We start from the raw sequence: 26,794 nt of genomic DNA on the forward strand, positions 1-26,794 counted from the left end.
TATTACGTAAGGATCGAAAAAAAGTTGATACAACAGTTACGTCTAATGTTACGATCGGTAAGGATGAAGAAGATGACGGATTTAAACTCGCTGTCCGTTTAGATGTCTCTATTCCTGGATTGGATAAAGAAGAAGTTAAAAAATATGCTGATATGGCCCACCAGGTTTGCCCTTACTCTAAAGCAACACGAGGAAATATTGAGGTAACCATCATAACGGTGTGATGCTTACTTTCTATATAAGTATTTTTATAGGATAGAGTCTATTCGCTTATAAATAACAGAAAAAACGACTGGAAAACCAGCCGTTTTTTCTTTTTTACTTAAACCGTCCGTTTATCATTGCTAAAATTCTTGGATGAAATCCATTCGATTAATTGATTTTTAGGATAATAGGTAGTCCCGTTTAACACCAGCTTAGGGACATCCTGATATTCAGTCAATAAAGCCTTTATTTCATTCCTATTTAAGTTAAAAACATAGGCTAGGTCACCCTCTTTTAAAAACACATTATAATCAATTACCTTTTTAGACTGACCAAAATTTGTCAGTCCTTTACCTATGTAATGCCCCATTAAAGCTAATCCAGCTCCAATACAAAATAGCCCAAAACTTAGTCCTGCACCTGATATGTCTATTTCCAAATCTATCTCCCCCTCCTTTAATTCTAATCAACATAAAGAAATTTCCCTTCGAATACTGACTCTTTTTATAGCACCTATATTTATTCGATAAAAATACTGTTTAAACCTTTTATGAAGTTTTTTTGATTTTGCAATTTAATCATAAAAAAGTTTATACAAGGTTGCTAACACCTTTGTTTATATAGGAAAAAATATTCACTGTTTCACTTCTCAGCTAAAACTCTATTTCCATCTTCTTAATCTTCTCTCCTAACTTAATAGGAATACTTCTTCTATCCTTGGCATTCATTTAATGGTATAGTATCCATAACAAATCACTTCTAATTTAAAAACTTAAACGGAGAGTTGCCAGCCATGATTGGATTATTAATTGAATATGATTATGATGTCATACAACAGACATTAATAATTGCCTTTTTATTCTCGGTTGTCTTTCCGTTAGCCGCCCTATTCATAGTACATAAGCAAAATAAAGTTCTTTTCAGTAATCACTATGAAGAAGGAACGAATCAACCGATTTTAAAAAGTAATAAGAAACAGCCAATTATAGATAAACGCCATATTCAACGCTTTTTTACTTTATTTCGCATTAAGGTAAATCCCGGAGATAAAGAATCAGCCATTTCCATCCCATCGTATAAATAAATACATGATCGGAGGAAATGGATTGAAAAAATTAATAGGTATTTTATTCGCAGGAATGTTGTTGAGTGGATGTTCAGCCAATTCTAACGGAGACGGTTTTTTCCAACACTTTATTGTCTCCCCCTTATTAGCCTTCTTGGAATTCAATGCAGAATTATTTCAGGGGAATTATGGGCTCGCGATTATTTTGGCTACGTTGCTGATTAAATTATTGCTCATGCCGTTGACTGTTAAACAGTATAAAACTCAAGCTGATATGAAACGGAAAATGGAAGTCTTAAAGCCTGAGATGGAAGCTATCCAAGAAAAATTAAAACAAACAACTGATGCAGCGAAAAAAGCAGAAATTCAGCAGGAAATGATGCAGCTATATCAGAAGCATGGCGTAAATCCCCTCAATATCGGGTGCTTACCAATGCTGATTCAAATGCCAATATTAATGGGGTTCTATTATGCCATTAGGGACTCACATACAATTGCAACTCATGACTTCCTTTGGTTTAGTCTTGGTGAGGCGAACATCATTATGGCGTTAATAGCCGGGTTGATTTACTATCTCCAATTCAAAGTCAGCTCAAGCCAAATGCAGTCTGAACAGCAGAACCAAATGAAGCTTATGGGACTCTTGTCACCTATGATGATTATGTTCATTTCTTTTTCAGCACCGGCTGCTCTTCCGCTCTATTGGATAACAAGCGGAATCTTCTTGATCATCCAGACATTCGTTTTACAAAGTATCTTCAAACAGGAAGAACCAAAAGACCTTCCAAAAATTCAAGCTGAGCCTTCTTTAAAGAAAAGCTAAGCCCTTAGTAAATAAAATTACCCCATAAAAGACAGACATTTCTCTGACTTTTATGGGGTCTATTTATGTTCTTATCTTACTGAATAAACATAATAAAAAAACAGTGTGATTACCATCCATAACCACACTGCATTCTATAAAAATCACTCTTTATAATTCTTAGTCCATATTAATCCAAACACTCTTCACTTCTGTGTAGTTATCGAGTGCATAGCTTCCCATTTCACGACCAATACCGGATTGTTTATACCCTCCAAAAGGAGAAGCCGCATCAAATGTATTATAGGTATTTACCCATACTGTGCCCGCTTGTAATTTATGAGCGATATGATGAGCCTTTTTCAAGTCCTGCGTCCATACACCTGCTGCTAACCCATAGTTGCTGTCATTGGCTTTTTGTATAAGATCATCAATATCATCAAATGGCATGGCCGCTACAACAGGTCCAAATATTTCTTCTTTTGCTATTGTCATGCTATGGTTTACATCTGCAAACACGGTCGGCGATACAAAATAGCCTTTGTCAAATGGAATATCGCCCCCAATTAACACTTCGGCTCCTTCTTCAACACCTTGGTCAATATATCCTTTAACCCTGGACTGCTGCTGAGCGGAAATAAGCGGACCCATCGTTGTATCTTCTTCTAACCCATTACCCTGTTTAATATCCTTGGCACAAGTTATTAAATCAGAGACGACATTATCATACATTTTCTTTTGAACATATAAGCGGCTGCCTGCACAGCAAACTTGCCCTTGATTGAACATAATACCCATTAGTGCACCTGGAACAGCCTTTGATAAATCTGCATCCGGAAGAATGATATTCGGCGATTTTCCTCCAAGTTCCAATGTTACGCGTTTCAGCGTATCAGCAGCTGATTTCATGATTTGTTTACCAACTTTAGTCGAACCCGTAAATGCAATCTTATCGACCATTGGATGATCGACCAATGGTTGTCCTGCAGACGGACCATATCCTGGGACAATATTGACTACTCCATCCGGGAATCCAGCTTCACTAATCAGTTGTGCCAGGTATAATGCAGAAAGAGGTGTATTTTCTGCTGGTTTTAATACGATTGTACATCCGGTAGCAAGTGCCGCTCCCAGTTTCCAGGCAGCCATTAATAATGGGAAATTCCATGGGATAATTTGCCCAACCACTCCAACTGGTTCATGTTTTGTATAATTAAAAAAATTACCGGCTACAGGGATGGTTTGTCCCATGATTTTAGTCGACCAACCAGCAAAATAGCGGAAGTGTTCAATGGCTAATGGAATATCTGCATTAGATGTTTCACGGAAAGGCTTTCCGTTATCCAACGTTTCCAGCTGAGCCAACTCAAGCTTGTTTTCTTCCATTAAATCTGCCAATTTGTATATTAAACGACTGCGTTCTGCAGCGTTCATCGTTCTCCACGGTCCTTGATCAAATGCTTTACGTGCCGCTTTGACAGCTAAATCAATATCTTCAGATTGCGCTTCTGAAATCACAGCCAAAACTTCACCAGTAGCAGGATTCATTGTTTCGAACGTTCTACCAGATACTGAGTCTACGAATTCACCATTCATATACAACTGTTTTGTACCTTTTAGAAACTCTGCTAATTTCGGGCTAATATTGGGGCTTATAGTAGTGGTCATTTAATTCCCTCCATTTATATCCATCATTTTGTGAACGCTTTCAGTATATTCCATCTATTTTCCATTTTCAATTAATTACCATCTATAGAGCGAATGAATCGTTCGCTCCTTTTTGACACGAATTAGTTCAGTACACCATATATTTGTTGAAAAAGAGCAAAGCATGATCTATATTGTACTTTTGTGTTCTTTTAGCAGAATGGATGCGCTTTTGCATTGTTAAACACATGCTTTCAAAATGGATAATAAATTGTTCTCATACAAGATAGTTTCTCCACTTGCCAAAAGGGAAATATATCCATTGTGTAGAATAGTATTAAAGAAGATCCATCTTTACTTTAACGAGGAGGTTCCAATTTGAATCAGTCATTACTTATTGAAGATTTTAAGTCCTTCTTTCTTGAATTTCAGTCTATATGGAATAGCTGTAATACTGAATTGATGATTTCCAAGCTTTCTCCCGATTTATCCGTTCGTTGGGCTAATGCGGATGGTATCGTTTCAGATTGGGGATATAAGGAGGCTTGCCTAGGATGGGCAGAAGCTTTTGAGCAATATTGCGGGCATAACCCAAAATGGAATTTTACTACTCTACATACTACTCCCGCTTCTGAGGATGAAGTGATTGTTTTATTTTGGGTAACATTTGAAATGGACGGTGAAAAGAAAGAGGTTGTTAAGCTGTTTGTACAGCGATTTAAAAGATATATAGATGGATGGAAAGTGCTGCATGAATACTGTGAAAGCTTACGGCCAGAAGCAGCAATATTATAGACTCCATACCTTTCTTCCATACAAAAAAACGAACTGTTTTGAAAACAGCACGTTTCTCTTTACTACGATTGGATTTCGATAAATTGCTCAATTTTATTAATCAAGATTAACAGGGCAGCACGGGTTTCAAACTCTTCCCTTGTTTTTGGTAAATCCATATTCTCAAACTTACCTCTCAGATCCTGTAATTTTAATAATAGACGATTCCGGTCTTCTATATTTGCACCTAAATCATCTACAAAGTCAGCTACCATTTCATTCTGCTCAAATGTTGTTGGCAGATTGATGATTAAGGGAACCATTCGTTCAACGATTTGGAATTGCTGATGCACTTTTGTGAAGTATTGCAAATAATAGGAGTCTCTTTTAAAAAAGGAATTTTCCTCACTTCTCTTAGCTAATTCCATACCCATTTCGATTAACTTCTTTGTTTTAATAATATACTCATCATTCCATACACGTTCTTTTTTTCGAATAAACTGACCAAATTGTAGGAAAATCACTTTGAAATTTCCTTCTAGCTCCTTTAAAATCTTCTTAATCTCACCTTCAACACTTGGCATATATAAGTTGAACAAAAGAGCTACCAGAATCCCAATTGATACGATGCAGATTTGGTTTAAAATAAGCTCATACGTAATATTTTGTGATATGTATAATTGCATGACAATAACAAAACCAGGTACAATACCATCCTGAAGACCCAGCCTAGCCATGACTGGTATATAAATAAATAATAATAAGCCTACCGCAACAGCTGTATAAGCACATCCTTCAAATATCAATACAGCCAATAATATTCCAAGGATACAAGCTGCAAACCGTTGCCAGGCAATCTGGATACTTCTGCGTTGTGTACTCTGAACACTTAATAAGGTGATGACTGCAGCGGTTGCTGTATTTTCCAATGATAAAACTTGAGCAATAACTAAGGCAATCATCGCTCCAATCGCTGTCTTAACTGTGCGGCTTCCAATAGTAAACATGGTTGTATCGATCCCTTCTTTCTTTCATCCCCATTATATAAGAATACCCGAAATAAATAAAATTACCTCAGTACGGAAATATTAACCTAAAGAAAATTCGAATAACTTTTTGTTGATCAATAAAACTTTCGTTATAATAGGAATACAGAAGGAGATGAATCTGATGAATCAAAAATTAGTTGAACGCTTTCTTACATATGTAAAAATTGATACCCAATCCGATGAAAACAGTCAAACATGCCCTTCTACAGAGAAGCAATTTGACCTCTTAAATCTTCTGAAAGATGAATTGCAGACAATTGGATTGGAAGAAATAACACTTGATGAAAATGGCTATTTATTTGCCACCCTTCCCGCGAATACAGATAAAGAAGTACCAACAATCGGCTTCCTTGCTCATGTCGATACGGCTACCGATTTTACAGGTAAGAATGTAAAGCCACAAATCGTAGAGAATTATGATGGCGGTGATATCACGCTTAATAAAAATCTTAATGTCATCCTATCACCGAAAGACTTCCCTGAGCTAAAAGAGTATATAGGTAAAACACTTATCACCACTGACGGCACTACTCTGCTTGGTGCTGATGATAAAGCGGGCATCGCTGAAATCGTAACGGCAATGGATTACCTAATTAAACATCCGGAAATTAAGCACGGTAAACTTCGTGTCGCTTTTACACCGGATGAAGAAATTGGCAGAGGTCCTCATAAGTTTGATGTGGGGCGTTTTAATGCTGACTTTGCTTACACACTTGATGGAGGTCCCCTTGGTGAACTTGAATTTGAAAGCTTTAATGCCGCTGGGGCAAAATTGACTTTTAAAGGAACAAATGTCCACCCTGGATCTGCTAAAAATAAAATGGTCAACTCCTTAAAGATTGCCATGAGTTTCAACGATGAGCTTCCAAAAGAAGAATCACCCGAATATACAGAAGGCTACGAAGGCTTCTATCATCTCCTATCGTTAACCGGTGATGTGGAACGTACTCATGCTTCTTATATTATCCGTGACCATGACCGTGAAAAATTTGAAGCCAAAAAAGCGACAATGAAAGACCTTGTCGCAAAATACCAGGCTAAATATGGAGAAGAGAATATACTATTAGATATGAATGATCAATATTATAATATGGGAGAAAAAATTGAACCTGTAAAAGAAATAGTGGATGTCGCACATCAAGCCATGGAAAACTTGGGGATTAAACCAATCGTTAAACCGATTCGCGGCGGTACAGATGGTTCCCAACTATCCTATATGGGCCTACCTACTCCCAACATCTTTGCCGGAGGAGAAAATTTCCACGGAAAATATGAATATGTAGCTGTAGAAAGTATGGAAAAAGCCACCGAAGTCATTATAGAACTTGTACAATTATTTGAGAAACGGGCATAACTTCTCTTATATGTATATGAGTGTGCAGAAATAGAGGATACCTAATCTTTTATAGAGGCTAGGTATCCTCTTTTATTTGAATGTTAGTTAAACACCTTCATTTTAGTAAATAGATCAGATTGTTGCATTCTTTAATTGTAATATTTTGCAGGAAGTGCAATTATTTATTATTGACCTATAAAACCCCAATTATATCCCTCCGTAAGCCGTAAAATATATGCTACTTATTTTCAATTTACTCCAATAAGGCAATAACTTTTTCATTTTGTGCAATTATTATTTCATTTTGCTTTCTCAGTTTTACAAAGTCAAAGAGAAAGACAAATAAAATCACTATAATAAAAATCACAATCCTATTCCCCTTTCACTGTACAAATTAAATCCATTTATTATTCAACTAACCTACTACATGCCAGTAGGAAAATCCTATTCTATAGATTACGAATCATTTCCCTAATTTCGTCACGTGTTTGAATGGTCGAATCTTTCCCGTTAGGAAAAATCACTGCAATACCACGGTCATTTTCAATATCAACAAGTGTATCATCTAAAAATTCAGTTAATGGAACGTTAAAAGCTTCGTATGAATGATGATCTATTTTAGCAGCCTCTATTTCAGCAAAACTTCGGCTTGGCCAAACTGGAAGCAAAAAATGATATTCTCCTTCATCTTCTAATAGTAATAAGTCGCCATTATTTTTATCACGAAGCAGCCACACCTGTTCATCCGTAACAACCATAGCATAAAAATAAGTAAGCCTTTTTTCAGCAGGACGTTTTAATATAAATTGTTTAATTAACTTCATATAGACCATTCCTTTTCTCGACATATAAATTAAATTTATTCGACAGATACAATAGAAGTCCTGCTTTCTTATGCCGACCTGCCCTTACCTTTATAAGAAATTCATCGAAATAAGGCATTGATTTTTTTGAATCAATACCAATGTCAGCTCTATAACATTATTTATCCTTAATTGAAAAAACAACGTCTGCATAAAAATTATTGTCTAATTTAACTTCATAACGCCATAACCCACTTTGAGGAACTTCAAAATTAACTGTAAAACGTTCTAAAGTAGAATAACCTGGCGATGGCTCTTTTATCTTTATTGGATTTAGAGCCGTTATCTTCTCTTCTGTTTCTTTATGATAGGCATATATAACTAATTCTTTACCCTCAAAGGTTTTAAAAGGGGCAGTGAACTGGAATACATATCCAAATGGTTTACCTGCTATTAGATTGGGTTCTGGATTTACCGTTAATATAATCCTGCCATCTTTTTTATATTCATTACGAACTTGCCATTCTTGATTCATTACGGTTTCTTTTGGTTTATTATTTTCGGTTTCTTTTTCTGGTGAACAACTGACTAAAGTTACAAGAAATATAACCAAAAATATGGACAGAAACCTTTTAATATTAATCACTTCCTCTCCGTTATTTCAACAAACTTCCTTTTATTAAATATCCATATATTCGTGTAAATAGACTTAAAGCTTTGTATTCTGGAAACGAACAAATAAATGATAGACAAAAAAGATAGATATAATTATGATGAAATTATATCCAAAAATTAGGAGAAGTAAAGGAGATGGTTTTATTATAATTTTTAAAAAAACCGCAGTAATGATAACAGAAGTGCTTATAGCCATTTTTGTTATTATCTGCGTTAGCGCATTGCCAACACTCTTCAGAAATATATCTGTTAATTTTTTTGCTTTCATAGTAGAAATCAGAAACACTTTTCTATCTTTATTACACCCTCTGGATATCACTTACGGGATGGGCCTCCAAAGGCCAGTTTTTCCACAAATATTCTACCATTATAAAGAATCAGTCCTACTGATCGTTGCATCACTTTTAATTTCAACCATACTTGCATTCTTATTAACTTACCTAATCCTATTAGTTTTTCAATCAGTAAAAAGTAAGATCATGTGGTTTCTAACGATTATTGAGTCCCTGCCAGATATATTTTATATAATCGTACTTCAATTTCTTGCTATTGTGATTTACAAAAATACAGGTACACTCATATATAATGTTGCTTCCGCTGGTGATGATCGGGCATTCTTTCTACCAATCGTATGTCTTTGTTTACCTTTAACTTTGCTATTGACCAAATTTTTAATACAACAATTCGAGAAAGAAGAAGGAAAGTTATATGTAGAATATGCGGTTTCTAAGGGAATGACATCACTTTACATATTCAATATTCATATATTTAAAAATGTATTATTCAGTTTATACCATTATTCTAAAACAGCGATTTGGTTTGTCATATCCAATTTAATCATATTAGAATATATGTTTAATATGACAGGGATTATGTATTTTATATATAGCCATAAATCAGCAGAAATATTTGTGGTAGGTATATTGATGATATATTTACCGGTATATCTTATTTATCGCATATGCGATTGGTTAATCCCTCCGATTGTAAGAGGAGAAGCCAATGATTAAACTCTTACTAAAAAACAAAACTTTTATGATTGGATTCTCTTTTGTAGCTATTTTATTAGTTTCGAGTTTGACTAATACCATATTTAACGACAGTCAAATTAGAACAGTGCCTATGTATATGGACAATCAAGCAAATATAGTAGATACTCCCCCATACCAGCCGTTTACACATTGGTTTATAGCTGGTTCTGATTCAGGAGGTAGAGATTTATTACATATGCTTATACACGGAGCAAAGTTTACGATAGGAATCGCTCTTCTCATTGCATTCCTGCGTGTATTATTTTCGATAATATTCGGTGCGATAGTAGGAGTTTATTTCAGAAAATATATCCGTTGGTTTGAAAAGATATTTGATCCTATCACAGTAATTCCTTTAACATTAGTGGCCAATTTTGTTTTATTTAGCGTATTGGTCTTTGGTTCATTAGGTTCTGAATATCCATTTTGGCAAAGAGCAATGTTCGAAATTGGTATTTTAACTTTTTATGCGGTACCCACACTGGCCATCTATCAAGCTAATGAAATCAAAAAACTTTTTAATGAAGAATTTATGGAAGCAGCTATGGTATTAGGTGGAAGCAATCTACATAAATTAAGAAAACATATTATTCCTCATTTAAAAGAAAACCTCTTTATTATTTTGATTCAGCAATACATACAAGTATTAGTGGTATTAGCTCATCTAGGAGTGCTGAAAATTTTCTTTGGCGGTACTTATATGGACTCCGAAGGGAATACTTATTCTATTTCATATGAATGGTCAGGCTTGATTGGTAAATATTATGCGAATATGATAACAGATCCTTGGTTAACGCTTGTGCCAATTCTTTTTCTAGGTTTGACAATCTTATCCGCTCAAATGATGTTAAATGGGTTTAAAGATGTGATAAATAATAAGGCTATATATATACCTAAAGTATCTAAGCCAAGAAAACGTTTTGCTAAGAAGAAGATAGAAACATGACAAAAAAATAAATGTGACTGCCCCGTTAGTTTAATAAGATAGGTTAAATCTATTAACCTTAGGAACAAATCATTTAAAATAGCCCAGCCATATCATATAATACGGTTGGGCTATTTATTTACATAGATTTGTAGGTTGGGTATTCCAAGATAACATAAATTGGTACCCTCTCTTCATTAATCTACTTTGAACTTAATTATTTTCCTGGAGTCATCCTTCATCCCTTTGGCTGTTAACCATGCTTCTAGAGTGTATTCTCCAGGTTCAAGGTCTTTCAAATGGATATCATGCGTTAATTGTGCTCCTTTAACCAGTTCTTTTTCAGTAATAACCTGTATGAAGGATTTTCCTTCTGAATACTGGATGATCGTTTTTCCTGCTTGATCCTTTAAAATATAATCAAAGGTTTGGCCGCTATTAAACGTTAATTTAATCGGTTTCTCTGTCTCGTTTTCAACTGTATATACGAACAAGTAATCATTTTCAGCTTTGTTCTTTTGGACTAAGCTTGACGTTAAACTTGCATCATTGACACGATTTGTATTCTTATCTACATTCACTGGTTTATCATCACTTCCTTTGTTTGGACTGGATTCTTGCCCGCATGCTGCCAACAGGAGGATACATAAAATGAAGCTTAGACTTTTTTTCAAACTAACACATCCTTATAATTGCTTTGTTTGTTAGGTTCTACAATCATCTGCCATTCCCCTGCTCAATCATTCTTTGATTTTATTTTTTCCTTTATCCATTTATAGACTGTTACGATTCCTAACACTCCACCCAACGCAATTCCGGATAATGCTACAAATAAAGCAATATATTCAAAGAAGGAATAGGAAGCAGCCTGGGACCAGTTAATATTCCCCTTCCAATCCTGTTCAATGACCAGATTCATGCCGTAAATTCCCGAAATAACCGTATATGTAGTTAAAAACGTAAGTAAATATTCATGTCGTTTCCCTGTTAGCTTTTCGTGGTTTTTATAGAGATTGCCAAGTGTTCCATTCACATGATTATACAGCTCATCCATATGAAAAATTTCTTTCATTTTTGTATAGATTTCTTTCCCAAAAATCCGGCTATGTACTTCAGGCTGATAAAATTGTGCAGAAAAATTCGTAATTCGGATAATAAGCTTTTCAATAGAACCTTTTTTATCGTCCACTCTCAGCTGGGAATTCTCATAGGATAATGCTAATAAGAGCAGTCGATTAAAAAAAAATAAAATATTTGTATAAAAATTTTCTCCATACATACGCTCAGCAATAAATCTACTATTCTCTTCACATTCATTCGATAGACAAACAAACGCATAATTGCTGATTATATAATAGGATGAATCACCCCATCGATCATATACATGCTGATCACAAAAGCGATGAATGTATGCCTCCGATTTAGCACCGGCATATGGATGTCCTTCCTTATCATAACCTTTAATTAAAGCCGCTCTGTATAAAGAAATTTCATCAAGGATGGTATTCTTTTCAAAAGCTAAATAGTAGTATACTTGCATCCGTTCTTCTATAAAAAATGGTAAACTGCCAAAATAGGTTGTATGCTCTTTCTTGGATAAATGATCCTCCAGCCATGGACAAAATTTATTGAAAATAATTCCTTTTGTTTCAGAATATTCTTTTCCATCTAACCTAATAACTATATCATGAGGTTTGTCTAGTTGTCTGAATAGGTCTATAAAATGAAGGACATCATTATAGCTCATATGATCAGGCAAATTAACGCGCATATTCATAATGCCAATATTATATGGACAAACAAAGATATCAAAAGATATTAAATGAAAGTCAGTTTCTAAATACTTGGATTGTAAAGAGCCCTTTTGATTGATAATTTTACTAAAGCGACGAAATGCATTTTTATTCTTTATAGTTGGAGGAAATAAAATGGGCTCCATATTAGGCAGAAAAAATTTCTCCATGCGTTCATGAGATACTCGTATATCTCCATAAAATTTGCATTCCTGACTTGTATCTCTTAAATCAAAAAACTCCCACTGCTCTTTTATTAACTGCTGAACCAAATCTTCACTCCGTGAGTCCTTTATTTGAAATGGAAAGATGAACTGTAGGTAGGATTGTTCCACTTGAAGTTCTGGGATTTCTATCTTAGACATTCTATATACCCCCATCTCTATCTATCTCTCTTTTCCCTCAATACTGGAATAAAAAACTTATTGATTGGTTTATATAATAAGCTATGCTAAATAATATGGTTGATACTTAATATACACAAAACAAGTACTAGCATTAAAATGAATTTAGAGTGGACTATATTCTTTTATCACACCAATTCACAGTCCAAAATAAAAAACCTTCCAGAGAGATTACGACATCACTCTAAAAGGTTTACTAACCGATTTAAAAGGATTAAGATTCTTTTAGTAAATGAATTTGTTAATCGATCATATATACCAATCGCTAACCTATCATCAACTATTCCTATTTGTTTCAATGTGACAATAAAAATTGTAAGGATATCTCATTGAATTGGGCAGCTTGATCTATATTACATACATGACCGCTATCCTTTAATATGACTAACTGACTTGATGATTGTTTTTTTACTAATCGCTTCACTGGTTCTAAAAACACATAATCCTCATCTCCCATAATATATAATGTTGGAATATGTGTATCTTTTTCATTGATTTTCAATAAATAGCTTGCGATATCACCAGTTAGTGATAACCAGCGCAAAAATTCTCTATGCTTTATTTTTCTCGCCTCTTGAACAAATAAATGACGTGAAGTTTCATGGGTTTTTCTCGGCATTAAAATCCAGGCGAATAGTTTATATAACCACATAAACGGGATTATTTTTTTAAACATATTAGCGATACCAAGTAAAAAGTGCAGCCTTGGCGTTATACGTATAACAGCGCCTGCTAGTACCATCGAATGGAACCTTTCAGGGTTTGTTTCAGCTAATTGACGAATCAGCATTGTCCCCAGTGAAATTCCTACAAAATGAGCCTTATCAATCTTTACTGCATCTAGCACCTTTAAAATATCTTCACTAACCAACTCAAGTGTATATTTAGTTGGACTGTTCTCAATCTCACAATCACCATGGCCTCGAAGATCGACGACCAACACGTTAAAATGCTTACGGTATACTCGAATTTGCTTGTACCAAATGGTTGAGCTACCACCTGCACCGTGTACTAAAACAACCCATTCTTTATGTTTTTGACTATAGATTTTATAATGTAACAAGTTTTTCATCCTTTAGTTATTTAACATATGCTATCAATACGAACAGAAACACATTATGGTTTCAAATTTTAGAGTATTTCACATTATTTGTATGCCCAGAACTAATATCCGTAAACATTTATTTATATATTAAACCCAAACGCATCTTTTCTTTATACTGATATCTATTATTAGATATCAAACATATAGACAATTTCATCGTATCCTGCTAGCATTTGTTTAAGCATTTATCACTTCTTACATTTATTTCCTGTTAGTTGCTGGATATACAAATATTTTTATAATGAATGAAGGAGTAGTGCAAAAGGCGAATGATAGCTAATCGTACAGAATTTTTCAGTAAATGACTTTGTGGAACAAACGATATTGAGAGTATTTTATGAAGCCCAAAAGAGAAAAAGGACTTTCTATTCAATGGAAAATTATCATCGGCTGCTATAATAAAAGTCCCATAGACAAGTCTATGAGACTATAAAGTATTATTTCGTTATAATAGCATTATTCAAATATTTATTTTTTCGGACTGCGCCATTTTTCAAGTGCAGTCTGTAGTACAGATGCTAAAAAAAGCGTTTCTCCAATACTGATTAAAATTCGATTCATTGGATTGTGCATATTAATCGATTCTCTATCAAGTTTACCAATTTGTTCTTTTTTTAATTGAATAATAGCTTCTTCAGCTTGCCCTTTTGAGAACCTCAAAAGCTTATTTCCCCAGTCCTGATCATCCTTCGTAAATAATACAGAGTCTTCTTCAATGATTGCAGCAAATTTTACACCGTAATTATTTTTGTAGTGATACGGAGCTTTTTCAAAGAAATCCTCAGGCGTGTCTTCTAACATTTCATGTTCAGCTTGTATAGCCTTAATCTCTTCTTCTACTTCTAAACTAGTGCTTGTAACCATAAATACCAACTCCTTCTGCTAAGTACTTAAAAGTATAAACGGTTTACCAAAAGTTGTCTTCTTATATATGGAAGGATATAAAAAGTAATTATATTTAGAATTTTCTTTTAAATATAACTATCATATCGAAATAATAATTACATTATGTAAGGAATAGTTCTATCCTTATATAATAGTTAATTCTAATTTTCGCCTGATCGTTTATACTCTGATTTATCACTTTAGTACCAACTATAATTAATTATTTTGTTATTTTGGAGACCTTTATGATCCCAATTGTGAATACCTATTCTATGATTATCGTACAATTATTTTATTAAAACTATTTACTCCTTATCCTCTAGACATTTTGTAACCTTCATTTATTTACATTTGTTTCCATACTTGATATTATCAAAATAAAGAGGTAAAGCTGATGAAAAAAAGAATCCATCCACCTTTTTCTCATTCCTATGAAGTAATCTTGCAGGATGCCGTCCAATTGTTACTAGCTATATTCTATAAAAATCCCTCACACCGTTTAATAAAAGAAACTCTTAATGTATCCTATGATTCTATTAGTCATGTAACACAACCCATTACCCACCAACTTCAGAATCGACCTACAGAAAAATTTGAATTCCAGCTTGTTACAGGCATGATTAACGAAATTTATTACGATGAAATAGAGGACCAAAGCATTATCGATATGTATTATAAAAATCTTTCACTTAATGACTATTCCAATGACAATTTAGTTTCTAAGCTGAACGAATTGCTGACAAGAACTCATAATCCTCAGCTCTCCTATTCATCCAGCAGAAAAGCTCTCCATTCATGGGTTGATCTGCGTGAAGATGGTCAAATAAAGAGTATATATTCCGGCCAAAGCTTAAATCAAAGTGATTTGATTGAACAGGATAAACTGCTGGAAGATGCGGCAATTCAGCAAATGAAACAAGTATTGAGTGAAAATTTTGGAGTACTTCATGAACATAAGGAAATACTGATTGAGTCCGTATTACGGTCTCTCCAATTCAATATTGAACATGTCATTCCACAATCGTGGTTTGAGAAAAGACATCCCATGGTTGGTGATCTTCATCATTTATTTACATGTGAAAAAGAATGTAATTCATTCAGAAGTAATATTCCTTATTATGATTTTGAAGACTACAAACCCGGGGCTTATAAAGAAGTCATAAAATCCTTTTGCGGAAAGAGAGATGGCACTCAAAGGTTTGAACCTGAAAATGGTAAAGGTGAAATAGCACGAGCTTGCTTGTATTTTTTATTAAGGTATCCTGATGAAATTGTAGAAGAAAAAACGTCATTGCTTGATGTCAACCTTTACAAAAAATGGCACAATGACCACCCAGTCACTCTTCATGAAAAACATCGAAACTGGGCAATTTTTAAACTCCAGGGGAATCGAAATCCCTATATTGATTTTCCTGAGCTGGATTTCACATGATTATTAGTATATTCTTTCAGAGTTTGCTAACACTTGAAAACTACAGTCATATTTTTGGGGTAACTACATGATCCATACTATAAAAATGAGGGATACGAATGAAACTTAAAAACATTATTCCGCTTTCTGCTTCATTGTTATTACTATGTTTATCAACAATGGCCGCTTTCTATGAGGGAAGTGCTCTCAGAGATGACATATTCGAATGGCGGTGGTCCACTCCATTTACTATGCTGACGACAGAAAGTATTTCACATGCTGATCAAGTATCAAAATTAGATTACCTGGTTTATGCTGCAAAATTCCAACCTTTTTTTCCTGCTATTATGCTGATATGTCTCATTAGTATCCTCATCTTAGCCAGTTATATTGGTATTAAAAACCCGTGGACGCGTGCTTATTATTTTTCTATCTTGGCTTGTGTAATGGCGATTGCAGGTTTAATGATACTCTCTGATCATGTGGCGTCAAAATTTATTTATGCAAGCATCCTACTATCAGGTGTTATTATATCTACTCTCTTAGCCAATCAGCACTTTACTCAAACGAACACACAATCTACATTAAAGCAAAATGAAACATAAAATTATACCAGTAATGAATAGAAGGAGTTGAAATTCCACTCCTTTTTTTCATTATTTTTTGTTTTAACTCCGTATCTAACATGAGATTATCGGCAAAAGCAATCCCATGGTTGATACGTCTAATGGACTAAGTCGATGTTTTTATCATGAATATTTAAAAGGGGAGTATTCCAAGAGGCATAGCTTCTTATGAATTCCTAGCTTCGAGTTGATCTAAACACATAAAAATAAAAACAATGACCAAATTAATAATTGCCAGTATTGCAAAATGGTATCCTTCAAGGATCTTTATAAAATAAAAAAATACGGGGAAAGTAACTGTTTCAAAACCAAATAAAATTAATAGCCACCCTATTCTTTCAGCCAATTTTTTCTCATTCCTCGGAATAAAGACTTCATTAATCCCTGCGATAAAGGACGTTTTTCTTCTTTTTCTAATCGAGTTTCCGCTTATTATGATTAATATACCAATCACCGCAAGTACAACAGAAGGCACAAGCATACGTTTTTCTCCTCGCAATTTCATTAGCAAACTCTTAAAACCTTTATTCTGATTATTCAATAATTAAATCAGAAACTTATTATCAGTTTCATCACCAAAACTTACATTTATGATTTTTAGATGTTGTTTTAAAGGAGAGGATTCCAAGTGATTAAAATTTTACAACTGGATTTCACAAAAATTGGAGGTATACCTTTGCCAATTACTTTATAGTATAAGGTAATACCTAATGTAGGTCTCCTCCCTTATGTTATAAAAACTTCAATTGACATAGTATAAATATAAGTAATGAATACGTGGCTGAATTAAGGTATCAGTTACATTTTTATTTGAATAATGATGTTTTAAAATGTTCCCATTCCTACATCGTGAATAGACTATAAAGGAAAGGAGCGGGTTTTTTTGAACAGAGATAAGTACGATGGTCTTCATTTCTTAGCGATTATTTGTATAACCTTCTTACAGTTGAACTTTGGCTTTAATGACTGGATTTTTGGATTACTGATAACCATATACGCCTTATTTGCTATTTTAGTTATTGAAGGATTATCGAAATACTCCGTGACCAAATTTATCATTTTATTACCGATGATTTTCCTGCTAAGAATCTTCATTACTTTATACTCATGATCTCAAACGATTTATGGCGTACTAATACAGATATCAATATGACCTGCACCAAAAATATATAGTCTTAAGCTCATAATAGCGCAGGTCATATTTAAATGGATTGTTTGTTCGTTCTAATTGCTGGCAAGAATGACAGCTAGCTGATCTTCGATTTTCTTCAGTTGTTTTTCTTTCTTGGCATTGTTAATAATGATGGAGAAAACGTATTTATTCCCCTTCTTTCCATTTACATATCCCGTCAAACTACTAACAGTTGAAATCGTACCTGTTTTGGCTATAACTTTACCTTGTGCGGCTGTGCCCTTCATTCTGTTTCTTAGTGTCCCGCCTATCCTTCGATCACTATTACCTGCTACTGGTAAAGCATTCTTATACGTTTTGTACCATGGTTTGGTTTGCGCTTTATAAAGTAAATTCGTTAATGCGTTGGCTGAGATCATACTTACATGAGACATCCCCGAACCGTCTCTCATAAGTATGGCATCATTTACAATCCCCAAATTGGTAAACTGGCCCTCAATAACTGATAATCCCTTATCCCAGCTTCCCACCTTTCCTTTTACCCTACCCATTTCTTTTACAAGAACCTCAGATATTGTATTATTACTAAGCTTCATATATGGTACAAGAATCGTACCCAATTTAGGTGAATAATCGGTGACAAGCTTTGTATGCTTAGCTGGTAATTTTCCGGCTGTATAATTCCCAGTAATTTTAACGCCTTGCTTTTCTAAAGATCTTTTAAATAACTCAAGGGTATATCGAGTAGGCTCCCAAACAGAAATCCATGTTTTTGTAGTTCCGGAATTTAGAGGGACATTCCCGGTGACAGTAATTCCATTGCTGCCATGTTTCCTATGTATCTTAACGGTATTTTTACTGTTAACCTTACCAACTTTGGTTTTGTTCGATATCTTCACATAACCAGTTTTAGGTGTTACCGTTATAGAGGCTGCTTTACCCACTTTATTGCCAGATTTAACTTGTATAATCACTGTACCTGCATCATAATCGGCATTAGGGGAAAAGGTTAATCCTGAAATTTGAGCTCCATAATACTCTTGCTCGTCACTCCATGGCATATCCAATGATAAACGGATTTGATCATACCATGTGTCATCCGCCACAAGATTTCCTTTAATCTTCTTTATCCCCTTCTTTTTTAGAGCTAAGGCAATATTGTCTAGGTCCTTCTCTCCCAGAGTAGGATCCCCTTTCCCCCTGATATAAACATTTCCCTTTAGGGTGCTTCCTTTTTGTTTAGCATCTGTATAGATTTCTGTTTTGAAACGATAGTTTTCTCCAAGTAATTGAAGAGCAGCAGCACTGGTAACTAACTTCATACTTGAGGCCGGCCTTAATCTGGTATCCCCATTATGCTTGTAAATTATTTTTCCGTTAGATGCATTTCTCACGCTGATTCCTATACTGGCACCTTTTAAATCAGGATGGCTTAACACCTTGGCGATTTTAGAGCTTAACTGGCTTCCCCCAGCCGCATTAGAAGCCTCATCCTTTTTCAAGGGACTGACAGAGCTAAAACTAATAACCATAACAACCATTAACAGACATAACCATTTCATCTGCTTGTACAATGGACTCTCCCCTTTTATATATTTTTTCGGTATTAAACACTTTTATTAAACAGCAAAGTATATATTAGCAAGAAAGGGCATCCACGATATCAATATGAAAATGTCCTATTAATTATACATAAAAGCACCTAAAAGAGAATCACTCATAAAAAATGAACTCACGCTTCTACTAATTATCCTCTCCCTAATCACATGTACTAGTACTGCTTCTATTGTTAATAAATCTGGCGAAGAACATCTTAATCAGAAGTAGTTCGCGGTTATATTGGTTAATTCCCCTTAAAACTATATACGGTAGGATGAATAGACAGCTCAAAAAGACTGTAAAAATAGAAAAAATATATACAAACACGTTCTCAGAAACAGGACTAGTTCCCCAGTGCTTGTCTTGATGTTTGAAGAAAATTTTTGGGGTGGTCAACACTTACGAAGTCTGTGGATGTACAAGTCTGAACAAGGAGTTTACATGGGTGGAATTATTAATACGGAAAAAAGAATATAATTCATAGCGTCGTCCTGGTGCCAGCATTCAAACAGCTTGAATTACCAATCATACTATAAAAGAATAACGCCAGGCGTTAGCATCCTTTTTTTATGATTGGAGCAGCCAAATCCTATTTTAAAATATCTAGAACAAAATTCATGTAGTTTTACAATTTCCGATTTAATATACTAAATCTTAATGACCAATGCAGAGACAAACTGTCATCTTTTCTATGTAGTTAATTCTTATTATACTTTTGGTGGTTTTTAGATACTCTATTCAAAACTTTGACTTATATGTAATCATTCATTTTTAATCCAACTTCTAACTATGTGTTTATAGCGTGCACAACCTAAATAATCGAGGAAATCAGTTCTTCTAATATCATAAATGTGTAAATCACTAAAGCTATACCAGCTACAGCAATGAATCCAACAAATAGTGCAGAGCAAATCATCTTTATAAAAGAAATAATAATAGTGAGCATATTTTTGTTAAATAATATAATATGAGCCATCTTCTTCAACCTTTCTGGTAGTCTTCTACTTTCACTATACCGCAATCCATTACCAAATGTTAACACCTATTTTCCTTTATTTTGTTATAACATTTCCGTAAATCCTGAGGACATCAAACAAAACAAGCCATAAATCCTTGCAGTACGAATGATTTATGTTAGCTGTAATTATAAATATAAAAATCATATTTACATCATATGAAATCAAAATATTTTGTTTTTTTCACCATTTGTTCTATCATAGATTATTAAAAAAGGAAAGTAAGGTCTTAAGATGAAAAAAAACACATATCAGACAATTATTGCAGAACTAAATCAATCAGGCCAAGTTTCTCAAAAATTATTACATTCTTTATCAGCTCCGATTATTATAAAAATGTTTTATAATTTATTCGGACCTTCCGGGACACACCAGTTAAGTGAAAATGCTTATTATAAACTTCTTACTGAATTGAAAGGCCACAAGGAAGAGCTACCAAACACTTCTGTGCCATACGCCAGTTCAACACTGATTCATTTATTTTATGACATGATTGGCCGGCACGTAACTGCTGAGACTATTTTTGAGGACGATGAAGAGAACTCCACAGAAGAAACAAGTGACTTAACTGTAGATGACCTACTGGATTTACTTAATTTCGCAAACGAAGATCATGATGAACGTTATGCAGAACATATTAAAAATCGCCTTTCTCAAATTTGTTCTTTATTACGATAAACAATATAAATGTGGGGATGCTTTATTAGAGGCATCCTTTTTATTAAGTACAATTGTCAATTACAATAAAGTGACCAAAATTGACCAGCAACTATTATAAATAGATTGTTTTGCCAAGCGATCACATAAAGAAGTATGTCCAACAAAGATGTCATCTAATTACAGGGTATTCCTTCTAATAAAGGTAAATTATTTACTATATTGTGACAATTGCAATTATTCAGTTCGCTACAGTGTAAATGATATAAAGGTATATGTTATTATGGTCCCAACAAAATATTGTGCGATTATTATTTTTTGAGGGGGATTTAAATGAAGTCAACAACAAAGGAAATCATAGTATCAGAAATAAGACAGACAAAAACTGTATATGAAAAGCTATTGATATCATTAACAACACCAATCCTACTTACTATTTTCAAGCAATTATTCGGTAGGGACGGAGAGTTTTCTTTATCAGATAAAGGGTTCGATTGTGTTGTAGAAGAACTTGAGTCTCAGAATCGACTACCCGAAACAAATGGAGAAAAAATCACGGATGCTTTATTGGTTGATATTTTCACCGATTTTTATATCAATCAGAATGATGATAACCGAAGTTTAAATCAAATGCCTTCTGATGACGAACAATCAACCTCTCATCTGACACTTGATGATTTATTAGATTTACTTAATATAGCAATGAAACATAATGATATCCTATATGCCAATGAATTAAAAAGACGTTTATTGGTCCTTAACAGGAATCATAAAAATGGAATAGAAGCTTTCTGAAAGTCTGCCTTCCAAGCGAATGAAGCATCCCTTCATTCGCTTTTATTATTCCTTCACTAAGGTGAGTTTAAAAATCAGACAGTTGGATTATTTTGAACTCTAAGCTCCCCAGTTACAACATTCGACCATGTCTTCATTGACGAAATACCCCTGTTTTGGGATACTGAAATGGCTGACTCTAATGAAAAAAGGTGTATAACATGGAATTTGAGATTAAGTTTTTATCTTTCTTTGTTGTGGAAACAGAAGATAAGGAACAGCCTATAGCTAAGCATTATCAAACACTTGATACAGATGAATATGAGGAAAGTGCCCTTAAAGATTTCCTTGATGGTGAATTCAAGAAAATCGTAAAGCGTAAAGTCGATCGTCATCCCAATTCAGAACAAGTACCAACAAAACTGGGCCATTTTATAATTGAACCAGGTCATACGTTGGATTCAAATCCAAACTACAATGCATTTAACCGTACTCGCTTCGCTGATAATAAAGAAGATTTTAAAGCATTCAGTGAGGAATTCGTTCATGCCTATCTTGATACAAGTGCAGTCCGAGGCGGTGTGTTTGTAATGGCTTCAGCCGTACCGCGAAAGTTTTTCGAGCATCGATTTTTATTTTTGATGAAATGTGATTTCGAACCAAAGGTTGCTTCCATTTCTGATGAAAAAACATTAATTCGTAATGTCGAGATGGCCATTACCACTAAAAATATGAAATCCATTCTATACCCTCATATGCCTGAAGAAGGCATGATTGAGGAAAGCGAATTAAAAATTCATCAATCCTCACATGCCCGCTATTTCGAAGATTTTTTAAAATTTGTTGAGTATGGTGAATCTAAACAAGAATTAGTAAAGAATCATGTCATTGACATGGTACAGGAACATATTGGTGAAGTATATGAGCCCGAAAGTGAAGAACGTCGCCAGTTTGAAGAAGCTATTGAAATCTGGGCTGACAGTCCCAAGCGTGAGCTTCAGGAACGATTAACAACTGAACAAGTTGTTGAAGCAGCAGCTCAAATTGTTGAACAAGAACCGGATATTGAACTCAAAATGAAGCTGGATAATACGAATATTAAAGGATTGCTGGCCGATTTTGGTGAAACCATTCATTTAGCCAAAATTAACAATCGTTACGTATTGGTGATTGAGGCAGAGCAAATCTTATTTGAGAAGGGATTCTCCCCTATTGAATTCCACAAACCTGATGACCTTCATAGGGTAATCGATAAAATAAATAAGAAGACCTATGAAAGTAATACTTTTTAAATGTGTTAGAACCTAGGTTTTAAAGCATTTGTGATAAATTCTGTGACACTTTTTGTGATAATTTATGTGATACGAAATCCACTAATATTCACGGCCATAAACTCCTAATAATTAACAAAAACCACCTATTTTCAGGTGGTTTTCTTTTGTCCATCATTCCCATTATCATTACCTAAGTAATGTTTTGTCTTATGGTAGAAATCGATATATGCCCTGACCATTAATTCGTAATTTGGTTCGTTCATGAAAGATGCTTTTACTTCAGGAATATTTTTTTTCTTTCCTTAATCCGTTCCTTGCCCACTTTTTTATCAGTCATTACACACTTCGATTATTTAGATGATTGTCTTTCCACTCATAAATAGTGTTTAGTTTTATGATAAAAATCTATAAACGCTTTAGCCATTAATTCATAATTTGGTTCATTTATTTCGTATACTTCACCTTTTGGAACAATCTTTGTCTTACGTTTTCTTTTATCTCTTTAATATCATCCTGTAAGTTCTTAATCTGTTCCTGTACGAGTTTACTTTCTTCTGTCATTGTTTATCTCCTTAGATGTCCATAAGCACAAGACAGCAACGCCTGAATATATGATAAATCTAGTAGAAAAAGAGAAATGAGCTGAGAAAGAGTCTTGTGATACGAGGTTTGCAACCGAAATAAAAGTCCAGAAGAAAACAGAGAATGTTAAACCAATAGTTCTAAGTCTTAAATTATCCAATGATTTTAATTAAGGCACTGAGCAACGCAATGCCTCCAAAAATATAACGGTTTCCAATGTCATTTAGTGTCTGCCAACTGCCTACAAGAGCATCAGGGTTGGATAACATGAAGAATGCTCAACCAATACTTAGGTAGGTTACTATAATTTCTACGGGAGTCATTGGCCTCATCATTTTAGTACTTCCTTTCAATAGATATCACATCCTTAATAATTAATGTTTCACCTACCAACTCCTTTGGGTATAATGGAATTGGTAGCAATACCAAAAAAGGACTGTCCTTTCTTAACGGGAGGAGACAGTCCTTTTTGATTGCATAAAAATAACCACATTTTATAATGTGGTTGAACAAATTATTTACTGTATTTAATTAACAGTTTGTAATAAAAATCCACAAACTCTTTACTCGTAAGTATGTCTTTGAATGTCAAATCCGTTTCAGTATTATATTTCTCAACAATCTTATATTCATCAAGTCTTTTTTTCTTACTTTTGCTCTTCCCCTTACTCTTGCCCTTTTCCAATTTTTGTTACCCCTTGATGTATTTGAACACTATTGTGACATAGGTAATAGTCAGTAACAATTAGGGATATTTGCATGAAGAGATACAAAAAATGTAAATTAAACAAGCTATGATAATCAAAGTAGCTGCGATTGCGTATAGCATTCTAATCAACTCCTTTCGGTAAAGAAGACAACAAAAAAGACGACCCAATTAAGAATCGTCGTAATAACAATTATTTTTCTATACTTAAGATATTATTTAATTTTTACATTTACAAAATTAATGACTCTATAATTACTATGGTCTCCACCACTACGGAATCTTATATCAAACTTTTTGACCCCTTTAACGTTTATACTGATATTTTGAGGTAGTTCCCCTTCTTTTATATCAACTGTTTTGATTAATTTATTATCTCCATAGAAATCAACAAATGTATCATAATATTCATGATCTGCTAAACCTATTAAGCCACTAATATTTGAATATTTTCCTTGTAGATTAAAACTATAGGAATCTGGTGAACCAGTAAGAAAACTATATCCTTTATTATATGTGATGCCTGCCAGTGACATTTCGTCATTCACATCAGTACCCTGATTATACGTTTGTAAGATATCGCTCATCATAACTCCATCTGTACCTTCACCAACAAATAACTTCTTCTGCTTAGTATCATACTTAATTCCAAGACTCATCATTGATGCCAATGCATTTACCGGGCTGTAATATACCCCTTTGTAGGTGACTAAAGATGGAACAGTACTACTACCGATTTTTATATCCCCAGATTTTGTTTTATCTTGATAAACCAATTGAGAGGCTATTGGAGTAAATACCCGCCCTTTAAGTGTAGTAATTTCTTTATTCTTGGCTACAATCGCTTTATCTTTATCAGCAATTTGTTTTTTCTTAGTAGTGATGTCTTTATCTTTAGTTGTTACTTTTGATTTTAAAGACTTGATATCCTTATCTTTAGTTTTAATCTTTTTATCACGATCATTTACTTTAGATTTTAAGGATTTGATTTCTTTATCCTTAGACTTCACCTGTTTCTTTAACTTATCAATCTGTTGTTTGTACTGCTTTTCTGATGTTTTAGCTTGTACCGGTGTGCCGGAGTAGAATATACCTACAAGCAATACCATAGATAACAAGACTAAAATACTTCTTTTCTTCACAAAAACATCCCCTTTATAATTAATACTATCTATATATCGGAAACGTTTTTATATTTTTAATATAATATTTAAATAAAATGAATATTATTATACTAAAAAAGACGACTACCAAAGTAATCGCCTTTTTCATGATATTTATCAATTGTTCTCAAGAATCTCATTCATTTCTGAAATATAATGAGACAATAAATCGAAATCATTCTTTAATTCGTCTATGCTCTCTTCATCATATGTACTAAGTAAGACACCCTCGTATAAATCAATAGCTACTAGAACATTGTCCTTTAATTTAACTGCATCTTCAGTTTCCACATCTTCTTTGTACACATCTAATTTGGCTTGTTCAAATTTATGCTGTAATTCTAAATTCTTATCTAAACTTTGCATAAATTCTTCGGAACTATCTTCTAATTCACCATATGGATAGTCTTCAAGATATTTCGATGTTTCTTTTATGACAGGTATATAATCCTCGTATACGACCGTTCTTAAAGAATCAAAGTCTTTGTATTCCTTGTAAATGTTAAAAGATACAACTGCTACTATCAAAACTAGAACCAAGCTAACCCCGTATAATATTTTCTTCTTCATCTTAAGACTCCCCTTATGTTGTACATGTTGATTTCACAAAAACAATAGTACCATATTTTAGTATTTTTGGATATATGTACACGAAAAGGAAGTGATTATAATGTAAATTTTCCACCATCTCAAAAAGACCCTCACTGGTTGGCGAGAGCAACTACAATGAGGTATTGTCAATTGAGCTTAACGATACATTATCATCGAAACTAGGAACATCATATTTTCCTTCAATGTGATTCATTTCTTCGATTATTTGCTCAATGTTTTTGGTTTGTGCTTTGTTAAGGGTTCTATCAACAAGTAACAGTGTAGATCCTAATATCAAAGCACAAATCATTACTACCCAGTTTGTAATTAATATCCAAGATGAAACTTCCTGTCCATTATATAATGCAATCAAAGAGAGTATTGCTGATATCCCTGCACCTAATAGTGAGAAACCAAACTCCTTATATGGTCTCCTATTTATCTGGACACAATTTGAAGCTATGTTCTTCAACTTGTCCCAATCCGATTCCTGTATAGGAAGGAATTTCTGTTCTTTTGGCTTATAAATATTGCTAAAATTATATTCAAACAAAATATTAATTATTTTTATAAGGATGCATTTTTTACAAATTTTAGGGTATTGTGTTATTGTTGATTTGATCATTACCCGTATGAATAACCTCCATATGCTCTCTTCATTATGTATCATCTCCGACATAAAAAATTCATTTCCTGATCATAAGTCCGATTGACCATTCAGATAAGCACTTGCAAACTTGCAATTAAATTATACATAAAATGCT

General features: G+C 33.8%; 28 protein-coding genes. 13 read left to right on the forward strand and 15 right to left on the reverse strand.

Translation table 11 applies throughout. The annotated features are described in order from the left end of the window. The coding region (locus AC4D4B_RS11685; protein ID WP_490999969.1) for an OsmC family protein at positions 1–224 on the forward strand (224 nt) is incomplete at its 5' end. A gap of 98 nt (positions 225–322) precedes the next feature. On the opposite strand, the gene AC4D4B_RS11690 is transcribed toward AC4D4B_RS11685, so the two are convergent. Beyond that, complete coding sequence (locus AC4D4B_RS11690; protein ID WP_490995712.1) at positions 323–643, reverse strand: DNA-binding protein; 321 nt, start codon at positions 641–643, stop codon at positions 323–325. 354 nt (positions 644–997) lie between these two features. Here AC4D4B_RS11690 and AC4D4B_RS11695 point away from each other — a divergent pair, with 354 nt between their 5' ends. Beyond that, positions 998–1,288 (forward strand): hypothetical protein, encoded by a 291-nt coding sequence (locus AC4D4B_RS11695; RefSeq protein ID WP_490999970.1) that lies wholly within the window; start codon positions 998–1,000, stop codon positions 1,286–1,288. 22 nt (positions 1,289–1,310) lie between these two features. Next, positions 1,311–2,093: a membrane protein insertase YidC gene (gene yidC / locus AC4D4B_RS11700; protein WP_490999971.1), complete on the forward strand. Its 783-nt coding sequence runs from the start codon at positions 1,311–1,313 to the stop codon at positions 2,091–2,093. A gap of 159 nt (positions 2,094–2,252) precedes the next feature. On the opposite strand, the gene AC4D4B_RS11705 is transcribed toward yidC, so the two are convergent. After that, positions 2,253–3,740, reverse strand: coding sequence for an aldehyde dehydrogenase family protein (locus AC4D4B_RS11705; protein ID WP_490999972.1), 1,488 nt, complete (start codon positions 3,738–3,740; stop codon positions 2,253–2,255). Between the two features lie 357 nt (positions 3,741–4,097). Here AC4D4B_RS11705 and AC4D4B_RS11710 point away from each other — a divergent pair, with 357 nt between their 5' ends. Further along, the gene (locus AC4D4B_RS11710; protein WP_490995716.1) at positions 4,098–4,514 is read left to right on the forward strand and encodes a hypothetical protein; all 417 of its coding nucleotides are present in this window, start codon (positions 4,098–4,100) and stop codon (positions 4,512–4,514) included. A 62-nt stretch (positions 4,515–4,576) separates the two neighbouring features. Here the strand turns inward: AC4D4B_RS11710 and AC4D4B_RS11715 are convergent, their stop codons facing one another. Beyond that, positions 4,577–5,500 (reverse strand): aromatic acid exporter family protein, encoded by a 924-nt coding sequence (locus AC4D4B_RS11715; protein WP_490995717.1) that lies wholly within the window; start codon positions 5,498–5,500, stop codon positions 4,577–4,579. Between the two features lie 163 nt (positions 5,501–5,663). Between AC4D4B_RS11715 and pepT the strand changes: the two genes are divergently transcribed. Further along, the gene (pepT, locus tag AC4D4B_RS11720) at positions 5,664–6,896 is read left to right on the forward strand and encodes a peptidase T (RefSeq protein WP_490999973.1); all 1,233 of its coding nucleotides are present in this window, start codon (positions 5,664–5,666) and stop codon (positions 6,894–6,896) included. Positions 6,897–7,327: 431 nt separating this feature from the next. Here the strand turns inward: pepT and AC4D4B_RS11725 are convergent, their stop codons facing one another. Both AC4D4B_RS11725 and AC4D4B_RS11730 read right to left on the reverse strand, forming a co-directional pair. After that, positions 7,328–7,702 (reverse strand): DUF2750 domain-containing protein, encoded by a 375-nt coding sequence (locus AC4D4B_RS11725; RefSeq protein WP_490999974.1) that lies wholly within the window; start codon positions 7,700–7,702, stop codon positions 7,328–7,330. Between the two features lie 157 nt (positions 7,703–7,859). Beyond that, positions 7,860–8,216 (reverse strand): hypothetical protein, encoded by a 357-nt coding sequence (locus AC4D4B_RS11730; protein WP_490999975.1) that lies wholly within the window; start codon positions 8,214–8,216, stop codon positions 7,860–7,862. Between the two features lie 238 nt (positions 8,217–8,454). On the opposite strand from AC4D4B_RS11730, the gene AC4D4B_RS11735 reads away from it, so the two are divergent. Both AC4D4B_RS11735 and AC4D4B_RS11740 read left to right on the forward strand, forming a co-directional pair. Further along, a complete protein-coding gene (locus AC4D4B_RS11735) occupies positions 8,455–9,366 on the forward strand; it encodes an ABC transporter permease subunit (protein WP_490999976.1) in 912 nt (303 codons plus the stop codon). Continuing rightward, positions 9,359–10,333, forward strand: coding sequence for an ABC transporter permease (locus AC4D4B_RS11740; RefSeq protein WP_490999977.1), 975 nt, complete (start codon positions 9,359–9,361; stop codon positions 10,331–10,333). The genes AC4D4B_RS11735 and AC4D4B_RS11740 overlap by 8 nt, the downstream gene beginning before the upstream one ends. Before the next feature lie 176 nt (positions 10,334–10,509). On the opposite strand, the gene AC4D4B_RS11745 is transcribed toward AC4D4B_RS11740, so the two are convergent. The 4 genes from AC4D4B_RS11745 to AC4D4B_RS11760 all read right to left on the reverse strand — a co-directional run bounded on the left by AC4D4B_RS11745 (position 10,510) and on the right by AC4D4B_RS11760 (position 14,478). Beyond that, positions 10,510–10,986, reverse strand: coding sequence for a BsuPI-related putative proteinase inhibitor (locus AC4D4B_RS11745; RefSeq protein WP_490995723.1), 477 nt, complete (start codon positions 10,984–10,986; stop codon positions 10,510–10,512). A 62-nt stretch (positions 10,987–11,048) separates the two neighbouring features. Further along, positions 11,049–12,470 carry a hypothetical protein gene (locus AC4D4B_RS11750; RefSeq protein WP_490999978.1) on the reverse strand — a complete coding sequence of 474 codons (1,422 nt, stop codon included), beginning with the start codon at positions 12,468–12,470 and terminating at the stop codon, positions 11,049–11,051. A gap of 334 nt (positions 12,471–12,804) precedes the next feature. Then, positions 12,805–13,581: an alpha/beta fold hydrolase gene (locus AC4D4B_RS11755; protein WP_490999979.1), complete on the reverse strand. Its 777-nt coding sequence runs from the start codon at positions 13,579–13,581 to the stop codon at positions 12,805–12,807. A gap of 501 nt (positions 13,582–14,082) precedes the next feature. Beyond that, entirely contained in the window at positions 14,083–14,478 is a 396-nt protein-coding gene (locus tag AC4D4B_RS11760; protein WP_066099998.1) for a hypothetical protein, read from the reverse strand. 415 nt (positions 14,479–14,893) lie between these two features. On the opposite strand from AC4D4B_RS11760, the gene AC4D4B_RS11765 reads away from it, so the two are divergent. Both AC4D4B_RS11765 and AC4D4B_RS11770 read left to right on the forward strand, forming a co-directional pair. Further along, a complete protein-coding gene (locus AC4D4B_RS11765) occupies positions 14,894–15,931 on the forward strand; it encodes an endonuclease I family protein (protein ID WP_490995726.1) in 1,038 nt (345 codons plus the stop codon). Positions 15,932–16,029: 98 nt separating this feature from the next. Then, entirely contained in the window at positions 16,030–16,515 is a 486-nt protein-coding gene (locus AC4D4B_RS11770) for a DUF4306 domain-containing protein (RefSeq protein WP_490999980.1), read from the forward strand. 187 nt (positions 16,516–16,702) lie between these two features. Here the strand turns inward: AC4D4B_RS11770 and AC4D4B_RS11775 are convergent, their stop codons facing one another. Continuing rightward, positions 16,703–17,041, reverse strand: a complete 339-nt coding sequence (locus AC4D4B_RS11775; RefSeq protein WP_490999981.1) for a hypothetical protein — start codon at positions 17,039–17,041, stop codon at positions 16,703–16,705. A gap of 378 nt (positions 17,042–17,419) precedes the next feature. Between AC4D4B_RS11775 and AC4D4B_RS11780 the strand changes: the two genes are divergently transcribed. Continuing rightward, positions 17,420–17,647: a hypothetical protein gene (locus AC4D4B_RS11780; RefSeq protein ID WP_490995728.1), complete on the forward strand. Its 228-nt coding sequence runs from the start codon at positions 17,420–17,422 to the stop codon at positions 17,645–17,647. Positions 17,648–17,760: 113 nt separating this feature from the next. Here AC4D4B_RS11780 and dacB read toward each other — a convergent pair whose 3' ends face one another. Then, positions 17,761–19,242, reverse strand: a complete 1,482-nt coding sequence (dacB, locus tag AC4D4B_RS11785; RefSeq protein ID WP_490999982.1) for a D-alanyl-D-alanine carboxypeptidase/D-alanyl-D-alanine endopeptidase — start codon at positions 19,240–19,242, stop codon at positions 17,761–17,763. Between the two features lie 1,275 nt (positions 19,243–20,517). On the opposite strand from dacB, the gene AC4D4B_RS11790 reads away from it, so the two are divergent. The 3 genes from AC4D4B_RS11790 (at position 20,518) to AC4D4B_RS11800 (ending at position 23,006) form a co-directional block, all read left to right on the forward strand. Next, complete coding sequence (locus AC4D4B_RS11790) at positions 20,518–20,961, forward strand: hypothetical protein (RefSeq protein ID WP_490995731.1); 444 nt, start codon at positions 20,518–20,520, stop codon at positions 20,959–20,961. A gap of 312 nt (positions 20,962–21,273) precedes the next feature. Continuing rightward, the gene (locus AC4D4B_RS11795) at positions 21,274–21,735 is read left to right on the forward strand and encodes a hypothetical protein (RefSeq protein WP_490995732.1); all 462 of its coding nucleotides are present in this window, start codon (positions 21,274–21,276) and stop codon (positions 21,733–21,735) included. Between the two features lie 200 nt (positions 21,736–21,935). Beyond that, positions 21,936–23,006, forward strand: a complete 1,071-nt coding sequence (locus tag AC4D4B_RS11800) for a DUF3900 domain-containing protein (RefSeq protein WP_490999983.1) — start codon at positions 21,936–21,938, stop codon at positions 23,004–23,006. A gap of 1,078 nt (positions 23,007–24,084) precedes the next feature. Here AC4D4B_RS11800 and AC4D4B_RS11805 read toward each other — a convergent pair. The 4 genes from AC4D4B_RS11805 to AC4D4B_RS11820 form a co-directional block, all read right to left on the reverse strand. Continuing rightward, positions 24,085–24,255 carry a hypothetical protein gene (locus tag AC4D4B_RS11805; RefSeq protein ID WP_490999984.1) on the reverse strand — a complete coding sequence of 57 codons (171 nt, stop codon included), beginning with the start codon at positions 24,253–24,255 and terminating at the stop codon, positions 24,085–24,087. Positions 24,256–24,491: 236 nt separating this feature from the next. Continuing rightward, positions 24,492–25,418 (reverse strand): NPCBM/NEW2 domain-containing protein, encoded by a 927-nt coding sequence (locus AC4D4B_RS11810; protein ID WP_490999985.1) that lies wholly within the window; start codon positions 25,416–25,418, stop codon positions 24,492–24,494. A 138-nt stretch (positions 25,419–25,556) separates the two neighbouring features. Beyond that, a complete protein-coding gene (locus AC4D4B_RS11815; protein WP_490999986.1) occupies positions 25,557–26,009 on the reverse strand; it encodes a hypothetical protein in 453 nt (150 codons plus the stop codon). A gap of 151 nt (positions 26,010–26,160) precedes the next feature. After that, positions 26,161–26,655, reverse strand: coding sequence for a hypothetical protein (locus tag AC4D4B_RS11820; protein ID WP_490999987.1), 495 nt, complete (start codon positions 26,653–26,655; stop codon positions 26,161–26,163). Between the last annotated feature and the right edge of the window lie 139 nt (positions 26,656–26,794).

It is taken from the genome of Pradoshia sp. Z6_59, assembly GCF_058267515.1.

What these genes read in the sequence shown, in the direction of transcription:
- AC4D4B_RS11795 (WP_490995732.1), top strand. Translation starts at nt 21,274, where the DNA reads ATGAAGTCAACAACAAAGGAAATCATAGTATCAGAAATAAGACAGACA.
- AC4D4B_RS11725 (WP_490999974.1), bottom strand. Translation starts at nt 7,702, where the DNA reads ATGAAGTTAATTAAACAATTTATATTAAAACGTCCTGCTGAAAAAAGG.
- AC4D4B_RS11735 (WP_490999976.1), top strand. Translation starts at nt 8,455, where the DNA reads ATGAAATTATATCCAAAAATTAGGAGAAGTAAAGGAGATGGTTTTATT.
- AC4D4B_RS11695 (WP_490999970.1), top strand. Translation starts at nt 998, where the DNA reads ATGATTGGATTATTAATTGAATATGATTATGATGTCATACAACAGACA.
- AC4D4B_RS11815 (WP_490999986.1), bottom strand. Translation starts at nt 26,009, where the DNA reads ATGAAGAAGAAAATATTATACGGGGTTAGCTTGGTTCTAGTTTTGATA.
- AC4D4B_RS11705 (WP_490999972.1), bottom strand. Translation starts at nt 3,740, where the DNA reads ATGACCACTACTATAAGCCCCAATATTAGCCCGAAATTAGCAGAGTTT.
- AC4D4B_RS11820 (WP_490999987.1), bottom strand. Translation starts at nt 26,655, where the DNA reads ATGATCAAATCAACAATAACACAATACCCTAAAATTTGTAAAAAATGC.
- AC4D4B_RS11765 (WP_490995726.1), top strand. Translation starts at nt 14,894, where the DNA reads ATGAAAAAAAGAATCCATCCACCTTTTTCTCATTCCTATGAAGTAATC.
- AC4D4B_RS11790 (WP_490995731.1), top strand. Translation starts at nt 20,518, where the DNA reads ATGAAAAAAAACACATATCAGACAATTATTGCAGAACTAAATCAATCA.
- AC4D4B_RS11750 (WP_490999978.1), bottom strand. Translation starts at nt 12,470, where the DNA reads ATGTCTAAGATAGAAATCCCAGAACTTCAAGTGGAACAATCCTACCTA.
- AC4D4B_RS11715 (WP_490995717.1), bottom strand. Translation starts at nt 5,500, where the DNA reads ATGTTTACTATTGGAAGCCGCACAGTTAAGACAGCGATTGGAGCGATG.
- pepT (WP_490999973.1), top strand. Translation starts at nt 5,664, where the DNA reads ATGAATCAAAAATTAGTTGAACGCTTTCTTACATATGTAAAAATTGAT.
- AC4D4B_RS11760 (WP_066099998.1), bottom strand. Translation starts at nt 14,478, where the DNA reads ATGGTTACAAGCACTAGTTTAGAAGTAGAAGAAGAGATTAAGGCTATA.
- AC4D4B_RS11775 (WP_490999981.1), bottom strand. Translation starts at nt 17,041, where the DNA reads ATGAAATTGCGAGGAGAAAAACGTATGCTTGTGCCTTCTGTTGTACTT.
- AC4D4B_RS11730 (WP_490999975.1), bottom strand. Translation starts at nt 8,216, where the DNA reads ATGAATCAAGAATGGCAAGTTCGTAATGAATATAAAAAAGATGGCAGG.
- AC4D4B_RS11800 (WP_490999983.1), top strand. Translation starts at nt 21,936, where the DNA reads ATGGAATTTGAGATTAAGTTTTTATCTTTCTTTGTTGTGGAAACAGAA.
- AC4D4B_RS11740 (WP_490999977.1), top strand. Translation starts at nt 9,359, where the DNA reads ATGATTAAACTCTTACTAAAAAACAAAACTTTTATGATTGGATTCTCT.
- AC4D4B_RS11770 (WP_490999980.1), top strand. Translation starts at nt 16,030, where the DNA reads ATGAAACTTAAAAACATTATTCCGCTTTCTGCTTCATTGTTATTACTA.
- AC4D4B_RS11755 (WP_490999979.1), bottom strand. Translation starts at nt 13,581, where the DNA reads ATGAAAAACTTGTTACATTATAAAATCTATAGTCAAAAACATAAAGAA.